The sequence below is a fragment of the Deinococcus aerius genome, from assembly GCF_002897375.1.
GTDB classification, from domain to species: domain Bacteria; phylum Deinococcota; class Deinococci; order Deinococcales; family Deinococcaceae; genus Deinococcus; species Deinococcus aerius.
This window is the reverse complement of the sequence record NZ_BFAG01000001.1, coordinates 448,577-474,237: the sequence shown is the minus strand read 5'-3', so window position 1 is coordinate 474,237 and position 25,661 is coordinate 448,577. Positions and strand designations below refer to the sequence as shown.

At 70.1% G+C, this 25,661-nt stretch carries 31 protein-coding genes; 8 read left to right on the top strand and 23 right to left on the bottom strand.

All coding sequences use genetic code 11. From position 1 onward, the window contains the following. Positions 1 to 48 precede the first annotated feature (48 nt). Positions 49 to 882, top strand: a complete 834-nt coding sequence (locus tag DAERI_RS02185) for an ion transporter (protein WP_103127816.1) — start codon at positions 49 to 51, stop codon at positions 880 to 882. Here DAERI_RS02185 and DAERI_RS02180 read toward each other — a convergent pair. The 8 genes from DAERI_RS02180 to DAERI_RS02145 form a co-directional block, all read right to left on the bottom strand. Beyond that, positions 840 to 1,571, bottom strand: a complete 732-nt coding sequence (locus DAERI_RS02180; RefSeq protein WP_235610189.1) for a hypothetical protein — start codon at positions 1,569 to 1,571, stop codon at positions 840 to 842. The genes DAERI_RS02185 and DAERI_RS02180 overlap by 43 nt on opposite strands. Positions 1,572 to 1,687: 116 nt before the next feature. Continuing rightward, on the bottom strand, positions 1,688 to 1,891 hold the full coding sequence (locus tag DAERI_RS02175) for a helix-turn-helix domain-containing protein (RefSeq protein ID WP_019584866.1): 204 nt from the start codon (positions 1,889 to 1,891) through the stop codon (positions 1,688 to 1,690). A gap of 481 nt (positions 1,892 to 2,372) precedes the next feature. After that, on the bottom strand, positions 2,373 to 3,161 hold the full coding sequence (locus tag DAERI_RS02170; RefSeq protein ID WP_103127815.1) for an ABC transporter permease: 789 nt from the start codon (positions 3,159 to 3,161) through the stop codon (positions 2,373 to 2,375). 97 nt (positions 3,162 to 3,258) lie between these two features. Further along, a complete protein-coding gene (locus DAERI_RS02165) occupies positions 3,259 to 4,062 on the bottom strand; it encodes an ABC transporter permease (protein ID WP_103127814.1) in 804 nt (267 codons plus the stop codon). A gap of 81 nt (positions 4,063 to 4,143) precedes the next feature. Then, the gene (locus DAERI_RS02160) at positions 4,144 to 5,151 is read right to left on the bottom strand and encodes an ABC transporter ATP-binding protein (protein ID WP_103127813.1); all 1,008 of its coding nucleotides are present in this window, start codon (positions 5,149 to 5,151) and stop codon (positions 4,144 to 4,146) included. 85 nt (positions 5,152 to 5,236) lie between these two features. After that, complete coding sequence (locus tag DAERI_RS02155; protein WP_103127812.1) at positions 5,237 to 5,578, bottom strand: VOC family protein; 342 nt, start codon at positions 5,576 to 5,578, stop codon at positions 5,237 to 5,239. Beyond that, on the bottom strand, positions 5,571 to 5,924 hold the full coding sequence (locus DAERI_RS02150; protein ID WP_103127811.1) for a VOC family protein: 354 nt from the start codon (positions 5,922 to 5,924) through the stop codon (positions 5,571 to 5,573). Before DAERI_RS02150 ends, DAERI_RS02155 begins: the two co-directional genes overlap by 8 nt. Next, positions 5,921 to 6,124, bottom strand: a complete 204-nt coding sequence (locus DAERI_RS02145) for a CopG family transcriptional regulator (protein ID WP_103127810.1) — start codon at positions 6,122 to 6,124, stop codon at positions 5,921 to 5,923. The genes DAERI_RS02150 and DAERI_RS02145 overlap by 4 nt, the downstream gene beginning before the upstream one ends. Before the next feature lie 126 nt (positions 6,125 to 6,250). Here DAERI_RS02145 and DAERI_RS02140 point away from each other — a divergent pair, with 126 nt between their 5' ends. Beyond that, entirely contained in the window at positions 6,251 to 6,847 is a 597-nt protein-coding gene (locus DAERI_RS02140; RefSeq protein WP_103127809.1) for a chromate transporter, read from the top strand. Continuing rightward, positions 6,844 to 7,359 carry a chromate transporter gene (locus DAERI_RS02135; protein ID WP_103127808.1) on the top strand — a complete coding sequence of 172 codons (516 nt, stop codon included), beginning with the start codon at positions 6,844 to 6,846 and terminating at the stop codon, positions 7,357 to 7,359. The genes DAERI_RS02140 and DAERI_RS02135 overlap by 4 nt, the downstream gene beginning before the upstream one ends. Before the next feature lie 123 nt (positions 7,360 to 7,482). On the opposite strand, the gene DAERI_RS23245 is transcribed toward DAERI_RS02135, so the two are convergent. The 8 genes from DAERI_RS23245 to DAERI_RS02100 all read right to left on the bottom strand — a co-directional run bounded on the left by DAERI_RS23245 (position 7,483) and on the right by DAERI_RS02100 (position 14,991). Next, positions 7,483 to 8,001, bottom strand: coding sequence for a polysaccharide deacetylase family protein (locus tag DAERI_RS23245; protein ID WP_369689441.1), 519 nt, complete (start codon positions 7,999 to 8,001; stop codon positions 7,483 to 7,485). Beyond that, positions 7,938 to 8,462 carry a hypothetical protein gene (locus DAERI_RS23240; protein ID WP_369689440.1) on the bottom strand — a complete coding sequence of 175 codons (525 nt, stop codon included), beginning with the start codon at positions 8,460 to 8,462 and terminating at the stop codon, positions 7,938 to 7,940. The genes DAERI_RS23245 and DAERI_RS23240 overlap by 64 nt, the downstream gene beginning before the upstream one ends. Before the next feature lie 35 nt (positions 8,463 to 8,497). Beyond that, a complete protein-coding gene (locus tag DAERI_RS22195) occupies positions 8,498 to 9,034 on the bottom strand; it encodes a DUF5009 domain-containing protein (RefSeq protein ID WP_165794008.1) in 537 nt (178 codons plus the stop codon). 102 nt (positions 9,035 to 9,136) lie between these two features. After that, positions 9,137 to 9,628 carry a CAP domain-containing protein gene (locus DAERI_RS02125; protein WP_103127807.1) on the bottom strand — a complete coding sequence of 164 codons (492 nt, stop codon included), beginning with the start codon at positions 9,626 to 9,628 and terminating at the stop codon, positions 9,137 to 9,139. A 299-nt stretch (positions 9,629 to 9,927) separates the two neighbouring features. Further along, positions 9,928 to 10,905 (bottom strand): ring-cleaving dioxygenase, encoded by a 978-nt coding sequence (locus DAERI_RS02120; RefSeq protein WP_103127806.1) that lies wholly within the window; start codon positions 10,903 to 10,905, stop codon positions 9,928 to 9,930. Between the two features lie 110 nt (positions 10,906 to 11,015). Beyond that, entirely contained in the window at positions 11,016 to 12,197 is a 1,182-nt protein-coding gene (locus tag DAERI_RS02115; RefSeq protein ID WP_103127805.1) for an acetyl-CoA C-acyltransferase, read from the bottom strand. A 270-nt stretch (positions 12,198 to 12,467) separates the two neighbouring features. Beyond that, positions 12,468 to 12,911 carry a GNAT family N-acetyltransferase gene (locus tag DAERI_RS02105; protein WP_103127803.1) on the bottom strand — a complete coding sequence of 148 codons (444 nt, stop codon included), beginning with the start codon at positions 12,909 to 12,911 and terminating at the stop codon, positions 12,468 to 12,470. A 4-nt stretch (positions 12,912 to 12,915) separates the two neighbouring features. Next, a complete protein-coding gene (locus tag DAERI_RS02100) occupies positions 12,916 to 14,991 on the bottom strand; it encodes a 3-hydroxyacyl-CoA dehydrogenase NAD-binding domain-containing protein (RefSeq protein WP_103127802.1) in 2,076 nt (691 codons plus the stop codon). 124 nt (positions 14,992 to 15,115) lie between these two features. Between DAERI_RS02100 and DAERI_RS02095 the strand changes: the two genes are divergently transcribed. After that, on the top strand, positions 15,116 to 16,105 hold the full coding sequence (locus DAERI_RS02095; RefSeq protein WP_103127801.1) for an NADPH:quinone oxidoreductase family protein: 990 nt from the start codon (positions 15,116 to 15,118) through the stop codon (positions 16,103 to 16,105). A gap of 99 nt (positions 16,106 to 16,204) precedes the next feature. Here the strand turns inward: DAERI_RS02095 and DAERI_RS02090 are convergent, their stop codons facing one another. From DAERI_RS02090 to DAERI_RS02075, 4 genes are all read right to left on the bottom strand, one after another. Beyond that, on the bottom strand, positions 16,205 to 16,642 hold the full coding sequence (locus DAERI_RS02090; RefSeq protein ID WP_103127800.1) for a hypothetical protein: 438 nt from the start codon (positions 16,640 to 16,642) through the stop codon (positions 16,205 to 16,207). 38 nt (positions 16,643 to 16,680) lie between these two features. Continuing rightward, positions 16,681 to 17,583 carry a DNA polymerase III subunit delta gene (gene holA, locus DAERI_RS02085; RefSeq protein ID WP_103127799.1) on the bottom strand — a complete coding sequence of 301 codons (903 nt, stop codon included), beginning with the start codon at positions 17,581 to 17,583 and terminating at the stop codon, positions 16,681 to 16,683. Beyond that, positions 17,574 to 18,368 (bottom strand): serine/threonine-protein kinase, encoded by a 795-nt coding sequence (locus DAERI_RS02080; protein WP_235610187.1) that lies wholly within the window; start codon positions 18,366 to 18,368, stop codon positions 17,574 to 17,576. Before DAERI_RS02080 ends, holA begins: the two co-directional genes overlap by 10 nt. Before the next feature lie 114 nt (positions 18,369 to 18,482). After that, on the bottom strand, positions 18,483 to 19,004 hold the full coding sequence (locus DAERI_RS02075) for a hypothetical protein (RefSeq protein ID WP_103127798.1): 522 nt from the start codon (positions 19,002 to 19,004) through the stop codon (positions 18,483 to 18,485). Positions 19,005 to 19,115: 111 nt separating this feature from the next. On the opposite strand from DAERI_RS02075, the gene argJ reads away from it, so the two are divergent. The 3 genes from argJ (at position 19,116) to DAERI_RS02060 (ending at position 21,901) form a co-directional block, all read left to right on the top strand. Continuing rightward, on the top strand, positions 19,116 to 20,294 hold the full coding sequence (gene argJ / locus DAERI_RS02070) for a bifunctional glutamate N-acetyltransferase/amino-acid acetyltransferase ArgJ (protein WP_165794034.1): 1,179 nt from the start codon (positions 19,116 to 19,118) through the stop codon (positions 20,292 to 20,294). Positions 20,295 to 20,355: 61 nt separating this feature from the next. Then, on the top strand, positions 20,356 to 21,108 hold the full coding sequence (locus DAERI_RS02065; protein ID WP_103127797.1) for a TspO-related membrane protein: 753 nt from the start codon (positions 20,356 to 20,358) through the stop codon (positions 21,106 to 21,108). Between the two features lie 13 nt (positions 21,109 to 21,121). Beyond that, complete coding sequence (locus DAERI_RS02060) at positions 21,122 to 21,901, top strand: hypothetical protein (protein ID WP_103127796.1); 780 nt, start codon at positions 21,122 to 21,124, stop codon at positions 21,899 to 21,901. A 62-nt stretch (positions 21,902 to 21,963) separates the two neighbouring features. Here the strand turns inward: DAERI_RS02060 and DAERI_RS02055 are convergent, their stop codons facing one another. After that, a complete protein-coding gene (locus DAERI_RS02055; protein WP_103127795.1) occupies positions 21,964 to 23,019 on the bottom strand; it encodes a peptidylprolyl isomerase in 1,056 nt (351 codons plus the stop codon). A gap of 120 nt (positions 23,020 to 23,139) precedes the next feature. Here DAERI_RS02055 and DAERI_RS02050 point away from each other — a divergent pair, with 120 nt between their 5' ends. Next, positions 23,140 to 24,204, top strand: coding sequence for a lipid II:glycine glycyltransferase FemX (locus DAERI_RS02050; protein ID WP_103127794.1), 1,065 nt, complete (start codon positions 23,140 to 23,142; stop codon positions 24,202 to 24,204). Positions 24,205 to 24,213: 9 nt separating this feature from the next. Here the strand turns inward: DAERI_RS02050 and DAERI_RS22675 are convergent, their stop codons facing one another. Both DAERI_RS22675 and DAERI_RS02045 read right to left on the bottom strand, forming a co-directional pair. Continuing rightward, the gene (locus DAERI_RS22675) at positions 24,214 to 24,645 is read right to left on the bottom strand and encodes an MFS transporter (RefSeq protein ID WP_235610185.1); all 432 of its coding nucleotides are present in this window, start codon (positions 24,643 to 24,645) and stop codon (positions 24,214 to 24,216) included. Next, entirely contained in the window at positions 24,645 to 25,481 is an 837-nt protein-coding gene (locus tag DAERI_RS02045) for an MFS transporter (RefSeq protein ID WP_235610183.1), read from the bottom strand. Before DAERI_RS02045 ends, DAERI_RS22675 begins: the two co-directional genes overlap by 1 nt. Positions 25,482 to 25,661 lie beyond the last annotated feature (180 nt).

The following is a 25,661-nucleotide window of genomic DNA, read 5'->3' as shown; positions in this document are numbered from 1 at the left end:
TCCGCATCTGAAAGACCTGGCGGCCACGGGGACGGGTAGACTTCCGGCATGAGGACCCCCAGCGACCGGCGGGCGCCCTGGCGGGTCATCCTGGGCAACGTCATCTTCAACAACGACACCCCGGCGGGGCGGGCCTTTGACCTCGTGCTGATCGTGCTGATCCTGGGCAGCATCCTGGTCGTGATGCTGGACAGCGTGCGCCCCATGCGGGCGGCGTACGGGAGCGTGCTCAACCGCGCGGAGTGGGTCCTCACGCTGCTGTTCACCACAGAGTACGTGCTGCGGCTGATCTCGGCGCGCCGGGCCTCGCACTACGCCCGCAGCTTCTTCGGGGTCGTGGACCTGCTGTCCATCGTGCCGGGGTATCTGGCCCTGCTCCTGCCGGGGGCCGAAACCCTCCTGATCGTGCGCGTGCTGCGGCTGCTCCGCATCTTCCGCATCCTCAAGCTCGCGCGCTACCTCAGCGAGGCGAACGTGCTGACGGAGGCGATCCGGGCGAGCGCCGCCAAGATCACGGTCTTTCTCGCGGTGGTCCTGTCGCTCGTCACGGTCATCGGCGCACTGATGTACCTCATCGAGGGGCCGGAGAACGGCTACACCAGCATCCCCACAAGCATCTACTGGGCCATCGTGACCCTCACGACGGTGGGCTACGGCGACATCGCGCCCAAGACGCCGCTGGGCAAGGCCCTCGCCTCGCTCGCCATGATCCTGGGCTACGGCATTCTGGCCGTTCCCACGGGCATCGTGACGGTCAACCTGGCCCGCGCCCAGGACCGCCGGCAACCGCAGCGCATCTGCCCCCGTTGCGGGCTCGACCGGCACGACCCGGACGCCCGCTACTGCAAGCGTTGCGGGGAAGTTCTGCCCGCGCCCGCCTGAGCCGCGGACGAGAGGCCCCGCCACCAGACCTCGGGCAGCTCGCCCGCCGCCGCTTCCACCCGGGCTTCCTCACGGCGGCCCAGGGCGAGCAGGGCGGCGACGCGGGCGGGGCTGCGCGGCAGGCTGCGGCCCAGCGCCCTGGTCGCCGTGAGGCCCGCCTTCTCCGCGCTGCCCAGGGCGGCCTGGGTATGCGCCAGGATGGCCAGCAGGTGCGCGTCGGCCTCCTGCCCGGTGAGTTCGGCGACCTTGAGGCCCTCGGCGAGTGTGCGCAGGCCCGCGCGGGGATCGGTCGGCAACAGGAGTTCGCCCAGCAGGGTCACGGCAGCCACGAGCGCCCCGGCATCCCCTTCTGTCCGGGCGAGTGTCCGGGCGTGCCGGGCGAGGTTGAAGGCGTCCCCCCCGGAGCCCTGCCAGGCGGCGCGGGCACGGAGCAGGGCAGGCCGGGCGGTGTCCGGCTGACCCTGCAAGGCGGCCAAGGCAGCCGCCGCGTCCCCCAGCCGGAGCTGCGCGGCGGCGAGCAGAAACGGGTCCGCCGCCCAACCAACAGTGAGGCTCGGTTGCCCCAGGTGCAGGGCGAGCGCGGCGGCCTCCTCGCGTTCGCTGGGTGGAGGCGTCAGCGCACGCAGGGCAGAGAGGGCAGCCGAGTCTACACCTCGCGCCAGGGCCGCCCGCACGTCCGCCAGGGTCACGATTGGCCCCGGGGCGGGGGCTCGAACTCGCGTCCAGCCGCCCAGGTGCGCCCGTCGCAGCTCCCACAAGCCCGCATGGGGCCAGCATACCGGGCCGCGGGCGTCCGTTTCCCTTCTCAGGCGCTCAGGCCGTAGTCCAGTCCCAGAAAGCGCCACAGCGAGCGCCGGGGCACCCGCAGGCCACTGGGATGTTCGACCGCGCCCAGGCGGCCGTCTCGAATCCAGCGGCGGACGGTCCGTTCGTGGGTGCCGGTAAAATCGGCGACCTCGCGGACCTTCAGGAGCTTGGGAAGCGTCTGGAACTGTTCGTTGAGCGTCAAGGCAAACCTCCGAAAAGCGCGCGGGGCCACCTCACGGCAGCCCCGACGACATTCTGGATTGTTGAGGGCGAGCGGCGCGCCCGGATCCCCACCGCCCAGGAGCGGGAAGGAAAACGGACGAGCAATCAGGCCGGTCAACTTGTCAAGAAGCGTACCACGCCGCCCGTCACGGGGCGGTCAAGCCTAAAGGTCCCGTTGGGGGTGGAGGGAGGGGGCATTCCTCCCGCCGGGCTTTTTGCTCCTCCTCGACTCGCAAAGCTGCTTGCAGAGGGGGTGAGCGGGCACGCCCTCCCGGCGCGTCCAAACGGCTCCGGCGTCGTTCGCTGGGTGGGTGTTGGACGCCCCGCTCTCACCCCCTCCCCAACCCTCCCCCCTCAAGGGGGAGGGAGAAAAACCCCACCAGGAGAACGTTTCTCGCCTTGCAACCGCAAAAACTGTGTTAACGTGAGTCGGCCCTCCCATCCTCCCCCCTCGCCCGGCCTCAACTGCTCGCGCTCGTGTAACTCCCTACGGCTCGCAGCCAGAAGAGGCGCGTCAGGGTAAACAGCGCGGCGGCCACGAGCGGCGAGGCGACCACCAGCCCGGGCGAGAGGCTCCCGGTCAGCGCCTGCGCGGGCACGGTCGTGATGAAGGCGACGGGCACAACGAAGGTCAGGAACGCGCGCACCGGCACCGGAAAGGCCGTGACGGGGAAACGGGCGGCGCCGAACACCCCGTTGAACAGCTCCGAGGCATTTTGCGTCTTCACGAACCAGAAGGCGGTCGTGGAGAGCGCCAGCCAGATGCAGTACACGATGACGAGCGCGCAGACGTAGAGCAGCGCGGCGGCCAGCACCCCGCCCGGCGTGACGCTCAGATGCGAGGCGGCGTAGATCGTCAGCCCCGCCCCGATGAGCAGGTCGGTCACGCGCAGCACGTTGAGGTTGCGCGTGCTGATGTTGAACTGGGCGTCGATGGGCTTGAGGAGCGTGAAGTCCATGCTGCCGGTGCGGACGGCCTCGGCGATCTTGCTCATGTTGGGCTGGATGAACACGCTGATAAAGCCCTCGGTCAGCGTGAAGAGGCCCACGACGAGCAGCGCCTGGTGAAAGGACCAACCCCCCACCTCCGTGGTGCCCGGCTGCCCGAACAGCACCGCGATCCCCAGCAGCGCCACCCCCGACTCGGCCAGGCTGGCAAGGATGGCCCCCAGGAAGTTCGCCCGGTACTCCAGTTGCGCGGCGAGCGTGGCCCCCGTGAAGAGGCGGATGAGGCGGAGGTAGCGGGTCATGCGCGCCTCCGGCGCGGGAAGTGGGGAGTGGGAAGTGGGAAGTGGGAAAGGACGGGCAGCCGACCCACTAACCACTGACCACGGGCCACTTCCCCTTTCACGCCCCCACCGCCCCGTACTTCCGCAGCCCCACCCGCCACACCGTCAAGCGTAGGACCCAGAAGGCGACCAACCAGAAGAGCAGCACGAGGGCGCCGCGTCCGGCGTCGGCCAGGGTGGCCTTGCCCGCCAGGAGTTGCGCGGGGAGGCCCAGCATGTACGGGAAGGGGGTCCAGACGGCGACCCGTTGCACCCACTCCGGGTAGAAGGCAAGTGGGGCGAACATGCCCCCCAGCGCGGCGTACACGAGCCACACGACCTCCTGAAAAGAGGTACTCGATTCGGTCCAGAAGGCGAGCAGGCCGATGGTGTACTCCCACAGGAAGCGGGCGCTGAAGCCCAGCAGGGCGAGCCCGAAGGCGGCCAGGTACGCGGCGGGGTCGGTGGAGAAGCGCGCACCCGCGACCCAGGCGAACAGCGCGACGAGCGCCAGCAGCGCGGGAAAGCGCACCACCCGCTCGGCGAAGTGGGCGGCGTAGTGCAGCCACATGGGGTCCATCGGCCGCAGCAGCTTGGGCGAGAGGGTCCCCTGCCGAATCTCCATGTCGAGTTCCCACGCGACCCACACGACCATCAGTTGGCCGACCGCCCAGGTCGAGAGGAAGTACGTGGCGAACTCGGAGGGGTTGTAGCCCCGAATCTCCCCACCCGGCGCCGCCGCGGCCTGCGACATCCACACCAGCATCATCACCAGCGAGAGGGTGCCCGAGAGCATCCAGATCACGACCTCCGCGCGGTACTCGGTCATCTCCGCAAAACGGGTGATGAAGAGGACACGGGCCTTGCGCCAGAGGGAGGTCATGGGCGCCTCCGGCGCCGGGAGTGGGGGGTGGGGAGTGGGAAGTGGGAAAAGAACGGCGAACGATCCACTAACCACTGCCCACTAACCACTGACCGCCTCCTTCCTCCCGAACAGCTCCCCCATCACCTGCTCAATGGGCGGGTCCTCCACCGTCAGGTCGGCCACGTCGAGGTCGGCGAGGAGCCGCGCGGCGCGCACGCTCACCTCCCCGCGGGGGACGGTGAGTTCGGCGCTCAGGCCGTCCACCCGCACGTCACTGCCGTAATTGGCGAGGCGCGCGGCGTTAACAGGGTGCCGCAGTTGCAGCCGCACCGTCTTGCCCCCGCTCCCCCGCTCGGCCAGGCGGGCGAGGTCCCCGTCAAAGACGAGTTGCCCCTGATCGATGACCAGGATGCGGCGGGCGAGGGCGGTCACGTCGGCCATGTAGTGGCTCGTGAGGATGACGGTCGCCCCGTACCGCTCGTTGTAGTCGCGGATAAAGGCGCGCACGCTCTCCTGCATGTTCACGTCGAGGCCGATGGTGGGCTCGTCGAGAAACAGCACCCCCGGGCGGTGGAGCAGCGCGGCGGCGAGTTCGCACTTCATCCGCTCGCCCAGGCTGAGTTTGCGGACCTGCTTTTTCAGGATGCCCTCCAGGCCCAGCACCTCGGTGAACTCGGCCATCGTGGCGCGGTACTGCGCGTCGGGAATCTCGTAGATCGCCTGGTTGACGAGGAAGGAGTCGAGGGCGGGAAGGTCCCAGATGAGCTGCTGCTTCTGCCCCATCACGAGCGTGATGCGCTTCAGGAAGGCGGCCTCGCGGCGCCGGGGCTCGAAGCCCGCCACCCGCGCCTCGCCGCCCGAGGGGTGCAGCAGGCCCGAGAGCATCTTGAGGGTGGTCGTCTTCCCCGCCCCGTTCGGCCCCAGGAAGCCCACCACCTCCCCGGGCGCGAGGTCGAAGGACACCCCCTTCACCGCCTCGACCTCGCGGCTCTTGCGCTTCACGAAGGAGCGCAGGCTGCCCAGGAACCCCGGCTCCTTCTCGTGGACGGTGTAACTCTTGCGAAGGTCGCGGACGCGCACGCTGGCGTCCGGGGAAGGTGTGGTCATAGCTGGCCCCAGGGTACGTCAAAGCTGAAATTTATGGATCCGAATACGCCAGATGATGTAAAGGTCAAGCGGGCAGAAGGACGGTTCAGAGGGGCTGCGCGAGAAAGACCGCGTGCCCGTCCGGGTCGAGCACCTCGGCCTCACGCACGCCGTACTCCGTGTCATGGGGCGGGGTGAGGACAGTCAACCCGGCCTCCTCGATCAGGCCGTCCACGTCCGCGACGAGGAACTGGAGGTTGATGCTGGCGCGGCTGGGCTGGGGCGAGTCGGCCGGATGCAGCAGCAGCGGGACGCCCGCGTCGAGCGTGACCATGCCGTCCTCGTCACTCAGCACGGGCAGCCCCAGCAGGTCGGCGTAGAAGGCGCGGGACGCCCGCACGTCGCGGGTCAGGACGATCACCGTGCCGATTCGGGTTCGCTCAGGCATACAGCTCCGGGTCGTGTTCCACGATGTCGAGTTCGTAGCCGTCGGGGTCGCGGAGCTTCAGCACCCGCCCGAAGCCCTCGTCGAGGATGACGGGATCGGGCAGGACACCTGCCGAGGTGAGGCGCTCGGCCAGGCTTTCCAGGGGTTCCTGCGCCTCGAAGCCGGGGAGGGCGAAGCCTGCGGGCCTGGGCTTTCCCGTGCCGTGCAGGTACAGCAGGAAGTCGCCCCATTCCAGCTCCGCCCAGCCGCCATGCCGGTTCACCCGCCGCAGCCTGAAGCCCAGCCGTTCGTACCAGTCGCGGCTGCGGTTCACGTCGGTCGCGTAGATCAGCACGTTGGGTCTCATGCCTTCCCCTCCCCCGCGTACCGCGCGGCGGCCTCGTCCCCGGCCTGTTTCGCCTCGGCCTCGGTCCGCAGATGCTGGCGCAGGGCGCGTTCCACATAGGCGCTGAGACTCAGGCGGGCGTCCACGCTGGCGATCTTCACCTCACGGATCAGGGGTTCGGGCAGGTAGATGTTGAACTGCCGCTTGTCGTCGTCACCCACAGGACGAGGGTACTAGCTTACTAGCATCCTAGCAACAGCCGCCTGCCCTTTTTCGTGCTTTCCGTGCCCGGCTGTTCCCCAGGCAGTCACCGGATAACGCTCCAGGCGTGGGCTTAGGCTCCAGGCATGACCCAGGCCGAAGCCGCCCTACCCCCGGAGGATGAGCCAATAACCTCCGCCCAAGCTGCGCCCACTCCCCTGAGCCTGGCCCGCCTGTTCGTCGGGGTGGCCCTGTCCGGCATCGGTGGCGGCCTGCCCGCCCATACCCGCCGGGCGCTGCTCTCGCGCGGCTGGATGACGGAGGAGGCGTTTGCGGAAACCTTCACCCTGGCGCAACTGACGCCGGGGCCGAACGCGGTGAACCTGGCGGCGATGGTGGGGGCGCGGCTGGCGGGGCGGATGGGGGCCCTGGCCTCCGTCCTGGGGGTGCTCACGCCCGGATTGCTCGCCATGCTGGTGGTGAGCGTGGTGACGCTCGGGCAACCGGGTGGGCTACCTCCCCTCTTGCAAAGTGCGCTGAAAGGGGCTGCCTGCGCCGCCCTGGCCGTGCTGCTCACCGCCGCGCTGCCCGTCGTGCGGGTAGGGTGGGGCCTTCGGGGCGGTCCAGCGGTCACTGTCCTGGTCTTCCTCGCGCTGGGGGTGCTGCGGCTGGACCTGCTGCCCGTCCTGCTCGTGGGGCTGGGGGCCGGGCTGCTGATCCACCGTCCGGGGGGGAAGCCGTGACCGACCTGTGGGAATTCTTCCTGGCCTTTGTCCGGCTGGGGCTGATCAGTTTCGGCGGCACCAACGTGGCGGAGATCGAGCGGGTGCTGGTGCTTCACCACGGCTGGATCGACGCGCGGACGCTGGCGAACGGGTTCGCGCTGGGGCAGCTCATGCCGGGGCCGAACATGCTGGCAGTCACGCACTACGGGTACGCGGCGGCGGGACTTCCGGGCGCGCTCACCGCCACGCTGGGCTTTTACGGGCCGACCGCCCTCGTCAGCGCCGCCGCCGTCCTCATCTGGCAGCGGCACAGCGCCCACCCGTGGGTGATCGCCTTTCGCAACGCCCTGCTGCCCTTCGGGGGTGGGGTGATTCTGGCGGGGGCGCTGGTGCTGGCGCGCACCTCCGTCACGTCCCTGCCCGCCGCGCTGCTCGCGGGGGCCGCCTTTCTGCTGCTGTGGCGCACGCGGGTGAACAGCGCGGTGGTCGTGTTGGGCGCGGCGGTCCTTGGAGCCTTGCTGGGGTTGTAGCGCACCCGACCCAAGAAGGCCTGGCCCCCTGGGCGAGGCGAAGGGTCCCCACATCACGCCCAGGGAATTTCCGCTCCGCATGACGAAGTTTTTCGTCAAATGCGCTGGGCCATACCAGCCCGCCTACTTCGGCAGCCCGCCCACCGTGGTCAGCCTCACGTCCTCCTCGCGGGCCACCCGCAGGAAGCCGCGCAGCACGTCGAGCATCTCGGGGGCATTGTCGTGCAGGAGCACGATGCCGCCGGGGCGCAGTTGGCGCTTCAGGCGGCTTTCGAGCGTCGCGTCCCCCGGGTTGGTGAAGTCGCCGGGGTCGTCGGTCCAGAAGACGGTGGTGAGGCCCAGGCTCTCGGCGGCGTGCAGGGTCTCGGGGGTGTACTCGCCGCCGGGGGGGCGGAAATAGCGCACGGGCTGGCCGGTGAGCGCGCGGATGGTCTCGCTCGCCAGCCGCATCTCCCCCATCGCGTCGGCGAGGGGCAGGGGCGGCAGCCGGACGTGGTGGTAGGTGTGGTTGCCGACCTCATGGCCCCCGGCGACCATGTCCTGGACAAAATACGGGTAGGCCTGCGCGTTGCGCCCGATCACGAAGAAAGTGGCCCGCACACCGCTGCGCCGCAGCAGGTCGAGGAGCAGCGGCTCGTACATCGGGTGCGGCGCGTCGTCAAAGGTGAGGGCCGCGACAGGCGCCGTGCCCCGCTTGCCCCGGTACAGCAGGCCGCCGTGCAGCCCGCCGACCACCTGCGCGGAGTAATACGGACCGCGGCGCGGTTCTGGGCGACCTGGCTCCCCGGATTGGGCGAGGGTTGCAGGGTGGGTCCCACCTCACGCACCCGGTCCGGCGCCCGGTAGGCGGGCAGGTTCCCGGGGTTGACCCAGACCCGCTCGTAGAAGGCGCCCGTGACAGTCCAATTCAGGAAGCCGTTCAGCCGCCCCCGGGGCACACTCGCCGTCAGCAGGGGCAGGGGGCCACCGAAGCCCGCGTAGCTCCCCCGGTCGTACACGCTCAGGTCAACCTCCGCCAGGCTGCCCAGCAGCACGAGCGCGGTCGTGGGAATCACCGAGAGCAGCCCGCGCAGGCCCCACGGGGCGAGCAGCGTCTGGTTCACCGCCTGTACGGGATTGGCCGTCTCGGAGACGATGCCTATTCCCGCGGGGTGCCGCCCATAGGCCAGAAAGGCGCCGTACCCCAGGAGCAGCCCGGCAGCGATCGGCGCCTGCCAGCGGCCCCGCAGTCCCCCAGCAGCGCCGCACCCAGCGTGGCGAGCGCGATGAGTTGCAGCACGCCCAGCCCCAGGTCAAAGGCCCCCAGCGTGACGCTCGTGAGGAAGGCGCCGACCAGGTACAGCAGGACGGCCCGTTCCAGCGACCGGCGTACCCGCGCCCACCCTGTCACCCCGGCCCGGGGCATCGCGGCGAGCGAGAAGGGCAGCGCCGCCCCCGCGCAGAACAGGAACCAGGGAAACACCAGGTCGGTCAGCGTCATCCCGCCGAAGGGCGCGTGAACGAGTTGCGCGGGCATGTGGCTCCCCAGCGCCACGTTGTTCACCAGCAGCATCAGCAGCACGGTCAGGCCCCTCCAGGCGTCGAACGCGGTGAGGCGGGCGGTTCGCTGGGCACTGACCGGAGTGTCCGCGGCCAGCGTGGAGGGGGAAGAACTGGCCGCGGAAAGGTCTGTCATGTCCCGATGGTCCTCCCGCCACGTGACGCGCGGGTGAGGTGGCGAAACGGTGCCGTGGCCCTCTCCTCACCGCCTTCTGATCCAGCAACGAAAGCTACTTTCTCAGCGCGGGCGACTGCTCAGCACGACCACGTAGGCCGTGCCGCGCGAGCCCTGCACCACGCTCGCCCCCGCGTGGGTGTAGCGGGGATCGGTCAGGACCACGCAGTGGACCGGCGAATGCAGCCACCAGCGCACCGCCGCCTGGGGGTTTACGCCCGAGCCCAGGTAGATGATCTCGGTGACGCTGGCCGCCGTGACGCCCGTGCTCGCCGCCCGGACGCGGGGCGTGCTGCCCCCCGTGCCGATGTGGCTGATGCGTCCGCTCCTGCCCATGTACCCCGCCTGAGTCCGGGCGGCGAGGGCGTGGGCGGCGCTGGCGAGGAGCGGCGCGCCCACCGGGCGGCGGCCCACGGCGGGGCAGGTCACCCCCCGCGCCCGGGCCTGGTTGAGCCCCGCGAGCAGTTGCGCCTCGGCGGCAGACTGCGCCTGGGCGCTCAGGAAGGTCAGCGCGGCCAGCACACCCGCCAGAAAGGTGAGTTTGGCACAGAGCATGTAGGGGTCAGCTTAACGGAAAGGGGGAGGGCGGGTGGGTATAGGGTTGGCGCCGCCCCGTTTAGCCCCCCCGCGGTGCAGCTCCGCGAGGCCCCTATAGGGAGAACAAAATCCGTATCGAACGGTGTTTTCCGTATTGCACATCGGGCGTTTGCAGGGAGGCGACAGACTCGGGTTCCTGGCGGGTCAGGGGCGTACCCGGCTCCCCTTGAGGGGAGCTGTCAGCGAAGCTGACTGAGGGGTTGACCGCAGCCAGCCCTGCCAAAACCCGACCTCGCGCTTGCCCTGGAGGGACTGGCCTAGCGCCCGGCGGCTGCCCCCGCCCCGACCACCAGCGGTTTCAACCCCGCCTCGATGCTTGCCCGGCGCGGTTCCAGGAAGGGCGCGAGCACCAGCGTCTCGCCAAGATGGGCGGGGTCCTCGTCTACCGCGAAGCCGGGGCCGTCGGTCGCGAGTTCGATCAGGATGCCCTGCGGCTCGCGGTAGTAGATGGAATGGAACCAGTGGCGGTCCACCTCACCGCTCGTGCGCAGGCCCAGCCCGCTCAGCCGCGCGTTCCAGGCGTGGTACTCGTCGTCCCGCACGCGCAGGGCGAGGTGGTGGACGCCGCCTGCTCCGGGACGAGCCGGGGGCAATGAGGGGGCAAGGCGCAGGTGAAGTTCGGCGTGAGGGCCGCCCTCCCCCATCGCATAGACGTGGACCGTCCGCTCAGGGTTCTCCGGGTCGGGGTAGGTTCCCGCCGCCTGGAGGCTGTACGCCCGCGTCAGCACCCGCTCGGTCGGGAACAGGCCGGGCAGGGTGAGTTCGGCGGGGCCGAGCCCGAGGATCTGGTGTTCGGCAGGAATGGGGCTGCGCTCCCAGGGCACGCCCCCCGGCCCGCCCTCCACCAGGCTGAGGCGCTGGCCCTCCGGGTCGGCAAAATCGAGGTGGGCACGGCCCGCGCGGGTGACGGGCGTGATCTCCAAGCCATGCCCCCGCAGGTGATTCGCCCACCAGTCCAGGCTGCCGATCGGCACCCTCAGCCCCGTCCGGGTAATGGAGTTGTTCCCGGGCACCTCGGGCGGCACGGGCCACTCGAAAAAGGTCAGGTCACTCCCCGGACTCCCCGCCCCATCCGCGAAGAAGAGGTGGTACGCCGTCACGTCGTCCTGATTCACCGTCTTCTTGACCAGGCGCAGGCCGAGCACGCCGGTGTAGAAGTCGAGGTTCGCCTGGGCATTTGCCGTTACCGCGGTAACGTGGTGCAGTCCGTGGGGAATGAGAGGAGAGGTCGTCATGCCTCTATCGTAACCGCTTAACGTTAAACGTTTGTGGGAGGAGAAGGCCCCGACCACGCGAGGCCGGGGCACCGATTGCCCACCTGCTCAGGGCGAGCCGGGAGCGTTCCTCACACGATTTCGAACAGCCCCGCCGCGCCCATGCCGCCGCCCACGCACATGGTCACCACGACGTACTTCAGGCCCCGGCGCTTGCCCTCGATCAGGGCGTGACCCGTCAGGCGCGAGCCGCTCATGCCGTAGGGGTGGCCCACCGAGATGGAGCCGCCGTCCACGTTGTAGATCTCGGGGTCGATGCCCAGTCGGTCGCGGCAGTAGATGCCCTGCACGGCGAAGGCCTCGTTCAACTCCCACAGGCCGATATCGCCAATCTTCAGGCCGTGCCGCTTGAGCAGCTTGGGCACCGCGAAGACGGGGCCGATGCCCATCTCGTCCGGCTCGCAGCCCGCCACCGCGAAGCCCCGGAAGATGCCGAGCGGCGTGAGGCCCCGGTCACGCGCCACCTCGTCACTCATCACCACGCAGGCGGAGGCGCCGTCGCTGAGCTGTGAGGCATTGCCCGCCGTCACGCAGCCGCCCTCGATCACGGGCTTGAGCCCCGCGAGGCCCTCCATCGTGGTGTCGGGGCGGTTGCCCTCGTCCCTCGTCAGGGTGACTTCGCGGGTGCTGATCTCGCCCGTCTCCTTGTTCTGCACCTTCATGGTCGCCGTGAAGGGCACGATCTCCTGGTCGAGGCGGCCCTCCTGCTGGGCGGCGGCGGTCCGCATCTGCGAGGAGTAGGCGTACTCGTCCTGCGCCTGGCGGCTGATCTTGTAGCGGGCGCCCACGATCTCCGCCGTCTCCAGCATGGGCATATAGATCGCGGGCTTGTGCTCCACCAGCCACTCGCCCTTGAGGCGGTACTTGTTCGCGTGCTCGTTCTGCGTGAGGCTGATGCTCTCCAGCCCCCCCGCCACGATGATCTCGCCCTGCCCGGCCATGATGTGATTCGCTGCCAGCGCGATGGTGTTCAGGCCGCTGGAGCAAAAGCGGTTGACCGTCACGCCGGAGACGGTGACGGGCATTCCCGCCCGCAGCGCGATCTGCCGGGCGATGTTCGAACCGGTCGCGCCCTCGGGGTTCCCGGCCCCCATGATCACGTCCTCAACTTCGGACGGGTCCACTCCGGCGCGTTGTAGGGCATGGGTCACGACATGCGCCCCCATGTCGGAGCCGTGCGTGTCGTTGAGGTAGCCCCGGTAGGCCTTGCCGATGGGGGTGCGGGCGGTGGAGACGATGACAGCTTCGGGCATGGGGAGACTCCTTGAGGTTACGAGAAGAAGTAGCGGTGCATCTCGGTCAGAAGGTCTTTGTCGAGGGTATAGAGCGGCACGTCGGGAAGGACGGTATCCATTCCACAATGCGGGCACAGAGCTGTTTCGTCATCATCAATCCACGTCTTGATATCGCTGGCCTTGAATTGAGCGAAACAGTAGAAGCACGCACATGAATCCACATGCTCCATCAACAGTCGATGCTGCCCGCAAAAGTGCCAGATAGCATTGAGCCGCAAATCGCAAGGCCTACTCAAGTCGCGCCCTGCTTTTCAGGCCGAACAGGCTCATCACCACGCCCGCTTGCTCCTCGCCCCCGGCGGAGGCGTAGAGGCGGCGGGCGGCGATGTTGTCCTCCTCGGTGAGGACCCAGGCGGCCACGCAGCCGAGCGTCCGGGCGTGCGCGAGCAGGGCGTCGAGCATCCGGCGGCCCAGGCCCTGCCCCTGATAGCCGTCGGCCACGCCGACCTCGTTGATGTACAGCTCGGGCGCCTTGTCCGGGTGAACGTAGTGGAAGCCGCCCGCCATGCCCACCACGGTCTCGCCGTCCACTGCGACAACCAGATGGTGCCGGGGGTCCGAGAAGAAGGCAGCCAGCGAGTCGGGCCGGAGGTCGTAGTCGAAGACGCCGGGGGCGACGTTTCGCAGCACGTCCGCCTCCCCTTCACCCAGCACGCGCACCTGGACGGTCATACGCTCAGGCTCCCGCCCTCTCCCGGTCGTACTGGGCGAAGGTCTCGCCCTCCTCCGCCAGCCTCTTAAGCAGTGGCGCGGGCGTCTGGCCGTACTTCTCCAGGTCGGCCACCACGTTCTTCAATCCCACCTCGTCGGCGTACTGCATGGGGCCGCCGTGGTAGGCGGGGAAGCCGTAGCCGTAGATGTAGATCACGTCGATGTCGCCCGCGCGCTGGGCGATGCCCTCGTCGAGAATCTGCGCCCCTTCATTGACAAGAGAGTAGACGAGGCGCCCCGTGATCTCGTCCTGCCCGATCTGGCGGGACTGGATGCCCTTCTGGGTGCGGTAGTCCTCGATGAGCCGCTGGATGTCGGCGTTGGGCTTCGGCCTGCGGTTCTCGTCGTAGTCGTAGACGCCCGCACCCGTCTTCTGGCCCTTGCGGCCCATCTCCACGATGCGGTCGAGCCAGCCGTCGGGCTTGGGGAGGCCGCGCACCTTCGCCTGATGTTGGCGGATGAGGTAGCCCACGTCCAGCCCGGCCATGTCGCTCATCTGGAAGGGACCCATCGGCAGGCCGAGCGCGTTCATCGCGGCGTCCACGTCCTCGGGTTTCGCGCCCTCCTCCACCAGCTTGCGGGCCTCGTCGCCATAGCGGTGGATCATGCGGTTGCCCACGAAGCCGTCACACACGCCGACGACCACGCCGACCTTCCCGATGCGCTTGGCGAGGGCCATGCTCGTCGCCAGCACGGAATCGCTGGTCTTGTCCGCCCGCACGATCTCCAGCAACTTCATCACGTTCGCGGGGCTGAAGAAGTGCAGGCCGATCACCTGTTCGGGCCGCGAGGTGACGGAGGCGATCTCGTTCACGTCGAGGGTGGAGGTGTTCGTGGCGAGGATGGCGCCGGGCTTGGCGATGGCGTCGAGCCGCGTGAAGATGTCCTTCTTCACGTCCATGTTCTCGAACACGGCCTCGATGATGATGTCGGCGTCAGCGAGGTCCTCCATGTTGAGGGTGGGGGTGAGGAGGCCCATCCTCTTCTCCACGTCCTCCATGCTCAGGCGGCCCTTTTTCGCGCTGTTCTCGTAGTTGCGGCGGATGACCGAGAGGCCGCGGTCGAGGGCTTCCTGGCTCGTCTCCACGATGGTGACGGGAATCCCGACGCTCAGGAAGTTCATCGCTATGCCGCCGCCCATCGTGCCCGCGCCGATGATCCCGGCGGACTTGATCTCGGTGGTCGGAGTGTCCTTGGTGATGCCCGGGATTTTGCCCGCCTCGCGCTCGGCGAAGAAGATGTGGCGCAGGCCGCGCGACTGGGGCGAGTCCTTCGCCTGCATGAAGAGGCGGGCCTCGGCGTCCCAGCCCTCCGCGAAGGGGCGGGTGGCGGCCATCTCAGCGAGGTCGATGATGAGCGACGGCGAGAGCTGGCCGCGGTGGGTCTTCTTGATGCCTTCCCGGGCGGCGGCGAAGACGGCGGGATCGGCCCCCACGGTGCGCTCGCTGACGCGGGGCAGGGGGCGGGCGTCGGCGTGCGCCCGGGCGAAGGCGATCGCCCCTTCGCGCAGGTCGCCCTCCACGATCTCGTCCACCAGGCCGAGTTGCTTCGCCTCCGTCGCCTTGATGGGGTTGCCGGAGAGCATCATCTCCAGCGCCTTCTCGACGCCGACCACGCGGGGAAGCCGCTGGGTGCCGCCCGCACCGGGCAGAACGCCGAGCTTGACCTCGGGCAGGCCCATCTGGGCGTCCCGTGTAGCGACGCGGTAATTGCAGGCGAGGGCAACCTCCAGTCCGCCGCCGAGCGCCGTGCCGTGGATCGCGGCGACCGTGGGCTTGGAAAAGCTGTCCAGCCGCTGAATGAAGCCGCGCAGGTCGGGCGCCTGCTCGCGCGGCAGGTCGAAGGTCTTGATGTCTGCCCCCGCGATGAAGGTCCGCCCGCCGCCGATGATGACGACGGCCTTAATGCCCCCGTCGCCCTCGGCGGCGTCCAGGCCCGCGTGCAGGCCCTCGGGCACGCCGGGCGAGAAGGCGTTGACGGGCGGGTTGTTGATGGTGAGGACGAGAACGTCCCCCTCGCGGGTCTGGTCGACGATGCTCATGCGCTGCCTCCTGGGGTGATGTGCGCCCCATGCTTCCACGGGAAGCGGGTGGGGTCAAATACGTGCGCGTTCAGGATGTACGTGCGCGTTCACTTTTCGGGGAACAGTCGGGTATGCTCCGGCCATGAGCGACACCATGAGAGCCGTCGTCGTCGAGCGCCTGGGGCCCCCCGACGTGATGGAACTGCGCGACGTACCCATCCCCCAGCCCGGCCCCGGCGAGGTCCGCTTGCGGGTGGAGGCGGTGGGCATCAACTTCGCGGACGTGCTCGCGGTGGCGGGCGAGTACCTGACGCGCACGCGGGTGCCGTACACGCCGGGCATGGAGTTCGCCGGGACTGTGGACGCGCTGGGTGAGGGCGTGACGGGGGTGGAGGTCGGCCAGCGGGTCGCCAGCCTGGGCGGTCGCGGGGGCCTGGCCGAGTACGCCGTCTCCCCCGCCGCCGCGCTGGTCCCGGTGCCGCAGAGTTTCACCGCCGCACAAGCCGCCGCCTTCCCAGTGTCGTACTTCACGGCTTACCACGGCCTGAAGACGCTGGGGCACGGGCAGGAAGGCGAGTGGGTGCTGGTGCAGGCGGCGGCAGGGGCGCTGGGCACGGCCTCCATCCAGCTCGCCAAGGCGCTCGGGATGAACGTCATCGCTATGGCGAGCACCGGGGAAAAACTGGAGCTCGCCCGGAATCTCGGCGCCGACGTGACCCTGCTGCAAGATGACCCCGAGCGCGTGCAGAAGGTGCGCGAGGCGGCTGGTGGAAAGGGCGTGCCGCTCATCCTGGAGGTCGTGGGCGGCAAGCGGTTCCAGGAGAGCCTGGACATGGCTGCTCCTCGTGGCCGCATCATCGTGATCGGGAACGCGAGCCGCGAGCAGGCGACCCTGCGCCCCGTCGAACTCATGAAGCGCAACCTGACCGTGACGGGGCTGTGGCTGATGCCCCTGATGCAGGACGCGGAGGCGACGCGCGAGGCCGCGCAGGCCCTCACCGCCCTCGTCGGAAGCGGGAAGGTCGTCCCCCAGGTCGGCCCCACCTATCCCCTGGCCGAGAGCGCCCGCGCCTTTCAGGACATCCTGGACCGCAAGACGACGGGGAAGGTGGTCATCGAGCCGCAGAGGTAGGGGGAAGCGGTCAGCCGTCAGCGATCAGAAAGAGAAACACCCCGGCTTGCGCTGGGGCGTCCCTTTCTTCTTCTGCTGACGGCTGATAGCTGACCGCTCCTACGCGAACAGCCGCAGCAGCGGGCGCCACCAGGGAATCGCCAGCAGCACGGCGAGCAGGCTGAGGACCGTCCAGAGGCTCGCCGCGCGGAACTTCGCCTGGTTGCTCTCGGCGCGCTTGGTGAACCGGTTCCCCAGGGTGGCGAGGACGGCGGCGACAATCCCCAGCCCCACATGTTCCCACTGGAAGCTGGGGCGGCCCTCCGCGAAGGCCCGCGCCCCCTGCGAGCCCAGGAAGCCGAAGAGCAGCAGCCCCAGCACGACCTGGAGGTGCAGGCTGCTCATGAAGAGCGTGACGGCGCGTTGGTCGGTGGGGGTGAAGGCCCGCGCGCCGCCCACGCCCCGAAAGGCCCGCAGCAGCGCCCACACGCCCGCCAGCAGCACCAGCCAGCGCGTGAGGTTGTGCAGGGTGAGGAGAACCGTGTAGAGGGTCGCCATGCCCGCCATCCTAACCAACGGCGGGGGGCGAAACGGCCCTACACGCTGAGCTGCACGATCAGGCGTTCGAGCGTCGCCCCCGGGTCCAGCCCCCGCTTCATGGCGAGGTCGGCGTCGAGGATGCGGGCCAGGTGGGCGCGGATCTTCGCCTCGTTCAGGCGGCGGGCGACCTCCAGGGCCTTTTTGGCGGGATAGGGCTTGACGCCGAGGCGCTGGGCGGCGACCCCCTCCGTCACGCGCCCCTCCTCCTGGGTCAGGGCCACGCAGCGGGCGACGAGGCTGTACTGCCACACGACCGCGCCCATCAGCTTGAAGGGGTCCTCGCCGCTGGCGAGCAGGCGGCGGAGCTGGGTGACGGCCTCGCCGGGCTTCCCGGTGGTCGCCGCCCCCAGCATGGCGAAGGAATCCCCGGGCGGCTCGCGGCCCACCACCCGCCGCACGAGGTCGGCGGTGAGGGGCGGGTCGAGCAGTTCGAGCTTGTTTAGCTCCCCGGCGATCCCCGTCAGGTCGGGGCCGAAGACCTCCGCGAGGTAGAGGGCAGCGTCGCGGTCGAGCTTCAGGCCCAGCTTCCTGGCGCGCTGGCCCACCCAGCCCGCCACGTCGCCCGTCTTCTGGGGGGCGGGCGAGGTGACGTGTTCCCCGCGGCCCTCGTAGAGCTTGACACGGGTGGCGGGGGGCGACTCGTCGAGGACCGCGACCGTGACGGGGGCGGACGCGAGGAGGTCGAGGAGCGCCTTGTCGGGCTTGACCCCGGCGAGGTCCACGATCAGGCCCCCGTCCCCGAAGAGGCTGGGGGCGAGGAGCGACGCGGCGGCCTCGGCGGTCACGTCCTCGCCCGCCAGCCGGGGCAGGTCGCGGACGCTGAGCCCCCGGGCGGCGAGGGTTTCGCGCAGGGCCTCCTCGGCCAGGAAGCGGTTCCCGCTGAAGGCGATCAGGGGCAACGGCACTCCAGTTCCCGCGCCACCTCCATCAGGGCCGCGCGCATCTCGGCGGCGCTGGCGGGGCGGTCTTCCGGGTCGCGGCTCAGGGCCGCGCAGAGGATGGGGTGCAGGGCGGGCGGGCCGGGGAGCGGGGCGCGGTCCCCGCGCAGCCCGACGAGCCAGCCCAGGGCGTCCTCGTAGGGGGGAAAGCCGCACAGGCAGTCGAAAAGCAGCACCGCGGCGGAGTACAGGTCGCTGCGGGGGTCGCCGCGCACGCCGCGGAACTGCTCGGGGGCCATGAAGTGCGGGGTGCCCATGCGGGTGCCGTCATGCACGTCCAGGGGCAGGGCGCGCGAGTGGCTCATGCCGAAGTCGATGAGCCGCACGCACTCGCTGCGCTCACGGCCCTTCACCAGCAGCACGTTCTCGGGCTTCAGGTCGTGGTGGGTGACCCCCTGCGCGTGCAGGTACTCGGCCGCCTCCAGCACCCCGCAGGCGACCTCCAGCGCCTCGGGGAGCGGCAGGGGACCGCCTTCCACCCGTTCCCGCAGGGTGCCGCCCTCCACAAAGGGGAAGATCAGTTGATTGGGGCTGCGGGCCAGCAGCGGCACGATCAACGGGTGGGTCAGGCTGCCCGCGATTCGCCCCTCGTGGTCAAAGCGCAGGGCGGCCTCGGGGTCGCCCGTCAGCAGGGTTTTCACGAACACCGGGAGGCCGCGCCACTCGCCCGCCTCGCTCTGCACGCCACCGCGCCGCGCCAGCACACGGCGCCGAGCGATAGCCTGCGTCTCACGAAATTCCTGCACGCGGTCTATTGTAGCGGCGCCGGTCAAACAGACCTATTACAGGTCACATTCTCCCGGCGACGAAAGGGCGGCGGCCAGAGGGAAAGAGTCCCCCGGCCGCCGCCCCGCCTGCCCTCAGCCCACGCGCACGCTGTTCGTCAGGCCGCGGATCAACGTCTCGTTGCGGCTGTAGTCCTTCACGTTCCCGGCGATGGTGACCACCAGGAGGCGGCCCTGGGCACTCGTCATGAGCAGTTCGCGGCGCAGGTCGTCACCCTGTCCAGGAGTGGTGAACACAAACTGCGCCCACGGCTGGCCCCCGATCTGCACGGTGCTCGCCCGCAGGGTCTTGATGTTGGGCACCTGGGCGCGGATCACCGCCGGGAACTGCGTCACGAGGTCAGGCACCTGCGCGGGCGTCAGCCGGGCGTCGCGCCACTCGAACGCCACGCTGACCTTGCGGTCCTCGGTCAGGAACACCGCGTCCGGGCGGCCCGCCGCCGACGGGAAGGCCTTGGCGATGCCCGCGTCGTTCAGGGTCAGCAGCCGGGCGCTGGGTTCGAGCGTCACGGGAATGGTCTGAAGCTTGATGGGGGCGGCCAGGGCGGCGCCGGAGAGCAGACCCGCCGCCAGGAGGGTGAACAGAACATTCTTCATTGCTCTCACCCTACCCGCCCGGCCCCTGACGGCCCGTGAACGCCCGGTGAGGAATGTGCGGGAGAACTCCCGGGAACTCCCGCCTGCCCGCTCTCCCGCTACCATGCGCCCATGACCGAGATGGGAGTGAACGGGCCGGGTCCCACCTTTCCCCAGGGTTTCCGGGCGGCGGCGATGAGCGCGGGCATCAAGCCCAGCGGCAGGGCGGACCTCTCGTGTGTGGTGAGCGAGGCCGACTGCACCTGGGCCTACGCGGGCACCCGCAGCACCACGGCGGCGGCCTGCGTGACGCGCAACCGCGAGCTGTACCGCGAGGGTAGGCCGGTGCGGGCGCTCCTCGTGAATGCCGGGAACGCCAACGCGGCGACCGGGGCGCGGGGGGTGCGCGACAACGCGGAGATGGCCGACGCGCTGGGCAGCGTGCTGAACGTGGACCCGGACGCGGTGCTGACCGCCAGCACGGGCATCATCGGCCACCCGCTGCCCATGGACCGGGTGCTGAGCGGCGTGGAGCACCTGCCGGAGGAACTGGGCACGGGCGCGGCCCCCTTCGCGGCGGCGATCATGACGACCGACACGCGGCCCAAGCTGGCGGAAGTGGCCCTGAGCACGGGCGCCCGCATCGTGGGCACGGCCAAGGGCAGCGGCATGATCCACCCCGACATGGCGACGATGTTCGCCTTCGCCTTCACCGACGCGCGGGTGGACGGGGAGGTGTTGCGGGCGGCCTTTCCCGCCATCGTGGCCCGGACCTTCAACGCCGTCACGGTGGACGGCGACACGAGCACGAACGACATGGCCGTGGTGCTGGCCAATGGGCTCGCGGGGGATGTAGACCCCGCCGAGTTCTTGACGGCATTGGAAGGCGTGATGCGCGACCTCGCCCGGATGATTGCAGCGGACGGCGAGGGGGCAACCAAGCTGCTCACCGTGCGGGTGGGCGGTGCGCGAACGGAGGCCGAGGCCCTGACCGCCGCCCGCACCTGCTGCGTCAGCCCCCTCCTGAAGAGTGCGGTCCACGGCAATGACCCCAACTGGGGCCGGATCATCATGGCGGTGGGCCGCAGCGGGGCGGCGGTGGACCTGGAGCGGATGACCGTGACCGTGCAGGGCCACCCGGTCTTTGCGGGGAGGCCCCTCCCCTACGACGCGGCGGCGGTGAGCGAGAGCATGCGGGCCCAGGAAGTCGTCTTCGAGATCGACCTGGGTGTGGGCGTCGCGGCGGGCGAGGCCTGGGGCTGCGACCTGAGCGCCGAGTACGTGAGCATCAACGCGGACTACACGACCTGAGCGCCCGCAGACGGTCACCCTTGCGACAGCCGGACGGTGGGGCGGGATTCATACTGGGGGTATGACTGGAATTCGGCGCCAGATCATCCTGCTCGTCGCCACCGCCGTGACGCTGGTGATGAACTACCTCAGCAACGCGCTGCCGCTCTTCGGCAACAGCAACAAGGAGGTCAGTGACAGCCTCCCCAACGCCTTCACCCCCGCCGGGCTGACCTTCGCGGTGTGGGGGCCGATCTTCCTGGGCCTGCTGGTGTTCGCGGTGTACCAGGCGTTGCCCCCCCAGCGCGGCCCGCGGCACGACCGGCTGGCCTGGCCCTTCCTGCTGGCGAACGTCCTGAACGTCGCGTGGCTGCTGGCCTTCCAGAGCCTGAACTACGGCACCAGCGTCGTCATCATGCTGGCGCTGCTGGCAAGCCTGACCGTGCTGTATCTGCGGGTGCGCGGCATGAGGCCGCTGGGCGCCGAGGGGCTGACCCTGGGCCTGCCGGTCAGCCTCTACCTGGGCTGGATCAGCGTGGCGACGATCGCCAACATCACCGCGTTCCTGGTGAGCCGGGGAGTGACGGCGGGCCTGCTGGGGCTGGGCGGCCCGGCCTGGTCGGCACTTCTGGTCGTGATCGCCGCGCTGCTCGGGGTGTTCTTCCTGGCGCGCTTTCGGGACTACGCCTTCGCGGCGGTGCTGCTCTGGGCCTTTTACGGCGTCTACGTCGCCCGGCCGGACGTGACGGCGGTGGTGATCGGGGTGGCCCTCGCCGCGGCCCTGGTGCTGGTCGGCGCGGTCCTGACCGCCCGGCGTCCCCGGCCCCTGCTGTAAAGACCGTGACACCATGACGCGCCCCTCCCCCGCTGCCTCAGCGCTGGCCCGCCCGCTGGTGCCCTCGCTGCCGTCGAACCGCCTCGCCGCGGGTGGATTCGTGGTGGCTACGCTCGGCGCCCGGCTCCTGGGCCGGTCCTGGCGGGAGGCCTTGGAGGTGGGAGGGGCCGCCTTCCTGGCCTGGGCCACGGCGCGGGAACTCGACCCCGACCACCCCGGAACGGCGAACGCGGCGCTTCCGGTCGCGGCCCTCGTCGCCCTGCCGGGTGGGCCGCCCGACCCGCTGGCCGGGCTCGCGGTGCTCAGCGGCCTGCGTGTCCTGGCGGCAACCGTGGGGCAGCGGCCCACGCTTCCCGACCTGATCGCCCTCGCCGGGCAGGCGGCCCTGGCGGCCCGGCGGGGCGAGCGGGTGGGGGCCCTCGTCCCCGGAGTGGCCCTGGCCCTCTCGGCCTCCCGGGCGGACCCCTTTCGGGCGCCAGCCGGGGCGGCGGGGCTCGTGGGGGCCGCGGGCCTGCTGCCTTCGGGGGGGGTGGGGCGCGGGCGAAGCCTTGCGGCGGACGCGCTGACCCTCGCCGCCCTGGGGCTGGCGGGCGCCTTGACGGCGCCGGAAATCGTGCGGAGCCAATGCGACCGCGCGCCCCTATCCATCCCCGCCGAACGGGTGAGGCTGGCGCGGTGGCTCGCGGTGGGGGGCCTGCGGGCAGGGCTATTGGGTGGACAGACGCGCTCACTCATCCCGCTCGGCTCGGCGGCCCTCCTTGTGGGCCTGCGCCGGGCGAGGCGGGGGACGTAGCCGGGTAAATAGACAGGGGGAGCGGCCCCTTCGCCCCTCCCCCTGTCCGAGCCTCTTTGTCCTTACCTGCCCGCCGGGGCCGCGACCAGGTTCTTGTCCGTCGCAACGTTCAGGCGGGCGACCTGGGCGTCGAGGTACTTCTGGGCGGCGTCGCGGGCGAGCTGCTCGCGGATCAGGGGGGCGGCCTCCGTGAGGGGGGTCAGGCCCGCCTCATTGCGCTGCGTCACGACCAGCACGTGCCAGCCGTACTCGGTCTGCACGAGCTGCGCCTGGTTCAGGGGGCCGCCGAAGGCCGCCCTGTCGAAGGCCTCGACCGTGTCGCCGGGGGCGATGCAGCCCAGGTCGCCGCCCTCCTGGGCGCTGCCGGGATCCTGGCTCTTCTCCTGGGCGATCTTGGCAAAGTCCGCCCCGCCCTGCACGTCGCGCAGCACCGTCTGGCCCTCGGCCTGGGTCCCCACCAGGATGTGCTTCACGCAGGCCTGGGCCGGGCGGGTAAAAGACGAGCGGTTGAGGTTGTAAAAGCTCTGCACGAGCGCGTCGCCAAAGGTAAAGCGCTTCTTGACGTTGTCCAAGTAGGCCTGCACGACCGCCTGGCGCTCCAGGTCGGCGCGCAGGTCGGCCTCGTTCTCGTAGCCCGTCGCCTGAAGCGCCTGGGCGAACTCCGCGTCGCTGGAAAAGCCCTTGTGGGCATCGGCGAGCTGCGCGTCGATCTGTGCGGCGGGCACCGACGTGCTGCGGCGGGCGAGCTGGTAGACGGCGCGGTCGCGGGCGAACTGGGTCAGGTAGTCGGCGCGGGCGCCCGCGAACTCGGCGAGCATGTCGGGCGAGTACGGCACCCCCTGCGAGTTCAGCACCCGCGCCACCGCGATGCGGAAGGCCCGCTCGTAGTCCGCCAGCGTGTAGCTCTCGCCCCCCACCCGGGCCACGATGGCCTGGGCATTGGCGGGAGCCGGGGCAGGCGTCGTCGTGGCCGGAGCCGTCTGTGCCGGGGCAGTCTGGGCTGGAGCTGTTTGGGCCGGAGCTGTCTGAGCGGGCGCCGTGGGGGCGGGGGCGGGCGTGGTCTGGGCAAAGGCCGCGCCGCCAAGGAGAAGCGCGAGCGTCAGAAGGCTCTGTTTCATCCATTCACTGTAGCGTCCCGGTGGGTGGGTGAACTGTCGGCTGACAGACGGGTGGATGCCGCGCCGGGCAGGCTGGCCCGCCCCCGGCAGCTTCCCCCACCCCTGCTACAATCCCCCCCGATGCGCCTGACCCTCGTGCCCACCACCGACGCCCGCGTGTACGACGACGCGGTGCGTTCGCTCCCGATCACCAGCGCCCTGCAGGGCTGGGGCTACGGCGAGGCCAGGCGCGTGCTGGGTCAGGTCCCCGTTCGATTTCTGATTCAGAGGAATGGGAAGACGGTCGGGGCGCTGCAACTGCTGCGCAAGCGGCTGGTGCCCGGCTTTTCCACCCTCTACGCCCCGCGCGGCCCGGCGCTGGAGTCGCTCGACCTGCTCCCGGCGGTGGCGGAGGCGGTGCGGAAGGTGGCCCGGCCCACCGACGCCCTGCTCAAGATCGAGCCCCCCTCCCCCATTCCGGCGGACGACAGCGTGCCTGTTCCCGGCGAGTACGGCCCCTTCCGCCGCGCCGAGAGCGAGCAGCCCGAACACACGATCCTCGCGGACCTCACCCGTTCCGAAGACGAACTCTTCTCCGGCCTGCACTCCATGGCCCGCCGCAACGTGCGCGCCGCGCAGAAGCTGGGCGTGGTGGCGGGCCGGGACGACGACTTCGAGGCGTTCTGGGAGATCTTTACCGCTACGAACGAGCGGGCCAAGCTCGGCGCCTTTCCCCGCGCCTACTACGAGACGATGCTGCGGGAGGGCAATGCCCACGGCGGCGAGGCGTACATCGTGCTGTCGCGGTATGAGGGCAAGGCGCTCGCCGGGGGCTTTTTCCTGGCGATGGGTACGGGCACGTACTACCTCTTCGGCGGCAGTGTGCGCGACGAACGCACCCACGCCGACGGCACGCCCTACAAGGACGCCAAGGCCCCCGACGCCTTCTACTGGAACGCGATGCTCGACGCCAAACGGCGGGGCTACACCCTCTTCGACTTCTGGGGCATTCCCCGCAGGTTGGACGAGGACAAGCACTCCTTCGGGGTCTTCAAGATGAAGCTGAAGTTCTCCGAGCAGCGCGTGTGGTATCCCGCCTACGACCTGAACCTGAACGCCGCCGCCCCCGCCATCGTGAAGGCACTGCGCTGGCGCAAGACGCAGAACAACCTCAGGAAGCGGGGGAGCGCGGAGGACGTGCTGTAAACCCTAGACCTACGACGTGGGCTGAGCCCGCCGGGCAGGCGCCGTGACCCCCAGCGCCAGCACCGCCGCCGCCCCCGCCAGAATGGCCGCCGCGATCATCGCCGCGCTGTAGCTGCCCAGGGCGTCCCGGCTGACCCCACCCAGCCAGGAGGCGAGTGCGGCCCCCACCTGATGCGAGCAGAAAATCCAGCCGTAGACCGTGCCCACGTTGGCCCGCCCGAAGGTGTCCGCCGTCAGCGCGATGGTGGGCGGCACCGTGGCGATGTAGTCCAGGCCGAACAGCACGGCAAACAGCGTCAGGCTGTAGCCCGGCGGCACGAAGGGGAGGAGCGCCAGGCTGACCCCCCGGAAGGCGTAGTACAGCCCCAGCAGAAAGCGCGGGTCGGCCCGGTCCGTGAAGTACCCGCTGGCGAGCGTCCCGACAAAGTTGAAGACGCCCATTACGGCGAGCATCCCAGCGGCGAAGCCCGGCGTGAGCCCCAGGTCGCCGCAGAACGCATGAAGTGGGTGCCGACTAGGCCGTTGCTCGTCGCCCCGCAGACGAAGAAGGTGATCACCAGCAGCCAGAAGTCGCGGTGCCGCACCGCCCGCCGCATGGCGAGGGGGTCGGGTGGGGGCGCGGCGGTCACGGGCAGGTCCTGCGTGGGCGCGTCCCCATCCGGCCTGAGCCCCACCTGCGCCGGGCTGTCGCGCAGCCACCACCACACCAGGGGGACCAGCAGGGCCGCCGCTACCGCGATCAGCAGGGCGCCGCCCGTCCAGCCGCGCGCCCCGGCCCAGCCTGTCAGCAGGGGGATGAACAGCAGTTGCCCCGCGCTCGTCGCCGCCCCAAAGAGCCCGGTGACCAGACCGCGTTGCCGCACGAACCAGCGGGTTGCCACCGTCGCGCCCAGGACGCTGCCGACCAGACCGGTGCCCAGCCCGCTCAGCAGGCCCCAGGTCAGGTGCAGGCTCAGGGCCGAGTGCGCCAGGGTACTCAGGAAAAAGCTGAGGGCGACGAGGGCCAGCCCGGCGGTCGCCACCCGGCGCGGCCCGAAGCGGTCCATCAGGCGGCCCGACAGCGGGGCGCTGAGCCCGAAGACGAGCAGCCCCAGGCTGACCGAGAGCGAGAGAGTGCCGCGGCTCAGGCTCAGCGCCTCCTGCATGGGAACCAGGAACACCCCAGGGGCGCTGCGGGCTCCAGCCGCCAGCAGCAGGGCCAGGACGGTCACGCCCACCACGACCCAGCCGTAGAAGAATCTGGGTATGTCGGGGCGCGGGGGCGCTTGCTGGCTCATCCCGGGATGATAGGCCTTCCATGCGTGGGGTCGCGGTGCCACTGTCTGGAGTGCAGGGCCACCGCAACGTGCGGTTTTGGCGGGCTCGTCCTGGTCAATCCCTCAGCCCCACTGAGAGGGGAACCAGGCACAACCTTGGCTCGTCAAGAACCCGAGGCGGTTGCCTTCCCGGCGACTCGC

Coding starts and splice junctions, on each gene's coding strand:
- DAERI_RS02185 (WP_103127816.1), top strand. CDS start 49: ATGAGGACCCCCAGCGACCGGCGGGCGCCCTGGCGGGTCATCCTGGGC.
- DAERI_RS02170 (WP_103127815.1), bottom strand. CDS start 3,161: ATGACCCGCTACCTCCGCCTCATCCGCCTCTTCACGGGGGCCACGCTC.
- DAERI_RS02165 (WP_103127814.1), bottom strand. CDS start 4,062: ATGACCTCCCTCTGGCGCAAGGCCCGTGTCCTCTTCATCACCCGTTTT.
- DAERI_RS02160 (WP_103127813.1), bottom strand. CDS start 5,151: ATGACCACACCTTCCCCGGACGCCAGCGTGCGCGTCCGCGACCTTCGC.
- DAERI_RS02155 (WP_103127812.1), bottom strand. CDS start 5,578: ATGCCTGAGCGAACCCGAATCGGCACGGTGATCGTCCTGACCCGCGAC.
- DAERI_RS02150 (WP_103127811.1), bottom strand. CDS start 5,924: ATGAGACCCAACGTGCTGATCTACGCGACCGACGTGAACCGCAGCCGC.
- DAERI_RS02140 (WP_103127809.1), top strand. CDS start 6,251: ATGACCCAGGCCGAAGCCGCCCTACCCCCGGAGGATGAGCCAATAACC.
- DAERI_RS23245 (WP_369689441.1), bottom strand. CDS start 8,001: ATGTACGAGCCGCTGCTCCTCGACCTGCTGCGGCGCAGCGGTGTGCGG.
- DAERI_RS22195 (WP_165794008.1), bottom strand. CDS start 9,034: ATGACAGACCTTTCCGCGGCCAGTTCTTCCCCCTCCACGCTGGCCGCG.
- DAERI_RS02125 (WP_103127807.1), bottom strand. CDS start 9,628: ATGCTCTGTGCCAAACTCACCTTTCTGGCGGGTGTGCTGGCCGCGCTG.
- DAERI_RS02120 (WP_103127806.1), bottom strand. CDS start 10,905: ATGACGACCTCTCCTCTCATTCCCCACGGACTGCACCACGTTACCGCG.
- DAERI_RS02115 (WP_103127805.1), bottom strand. CDS start 12,197: ATGCCCGAAGCTGTCATCGTCTCCACCGCCCGCACCCCCATCGGCAAG.
- DAERI_RS02105 (WP_103127803.1), bottom strand. CDS start 12,911: ATGACCGTCCAGGTGCGCGTGCTGGGTGAAGGGGAGGCGGACGTGCTG.
- DAERI_RS02100 (WP_103127802.1), bottom strand. CDS start 14,991: ATGAGCATCGTCGACCAGACCCGCGAGGGGGACGTTCTCGTCCTCACC.
- DAERI_RS02095 (WP_103127801.1), top strand. CDS start 15,116: ATGAGCGACACCATGAGAGCCGTCGTCGTCGAGCGCCTGGGGCCCCCC.
- DAERI_RS02090 (WP_103127800.1), bottom strand. CDS start 16,642: ATGGCGACCCTCTACACGGTTCTCCTCACCCTGCACAACCTCACGCGC.
- DAERI_RS02075 (WP_103127798.1), bottom strand. CDS start 19,004: ATGAAGAATGTTCTGTTCACCCTCCTGGCGGCGGGTCTGCTCTCCGGC.
- argJ (WP_165794034.1), top strand. CDS start 19,116: ATGACCGAGATGGGAGTGAACGGGCCGGGTCCCACCTTTCCCCAGGGT.
- DAERI_RS02065 (WP_103127797.1), top strand. CDS start 20,356: ATGACTGGAATTCGGCGCCAGATCATCCTGCTCGTCGCCACCGCCGTG.
- DAERI_RS02060 (WP_103127796.1), top strand. CDS start 21,122: ATGACGCGCCCCTCCCCCGCTGCCTCAGCGCTGGCCCGCCCGCTGGTG.
- DAERI_RS02055 (WP_103127795.1), bottom strand. CDS start 23,019: ATGAAACAGAGCCTTCTGACGCTCGCGCTTCTCCTTGGCGGCGCGGCC.
- DAERI_RS02050 (WP_103127794.1), top strand. CDS start 23,140: ATGCGCCTGACCCTCGTGCCCACCACCGACGCCCGCGTGTACGACGAC.
- DAERI_RS22675 (WP_235610185.1), bottom strand. CDS start 24,645: ATGGGCGTCTTCAACTTTGTCGGGACGCTCGCCAGCGGGTACTTCACG.
- DAERI_RS02045 (WP_235610183.1), bottom strand. CDS start 25,481: ATGAGCCAGCAAGCGCCCCCGCGCCCCGACATACCCAGATTCTTCTAC.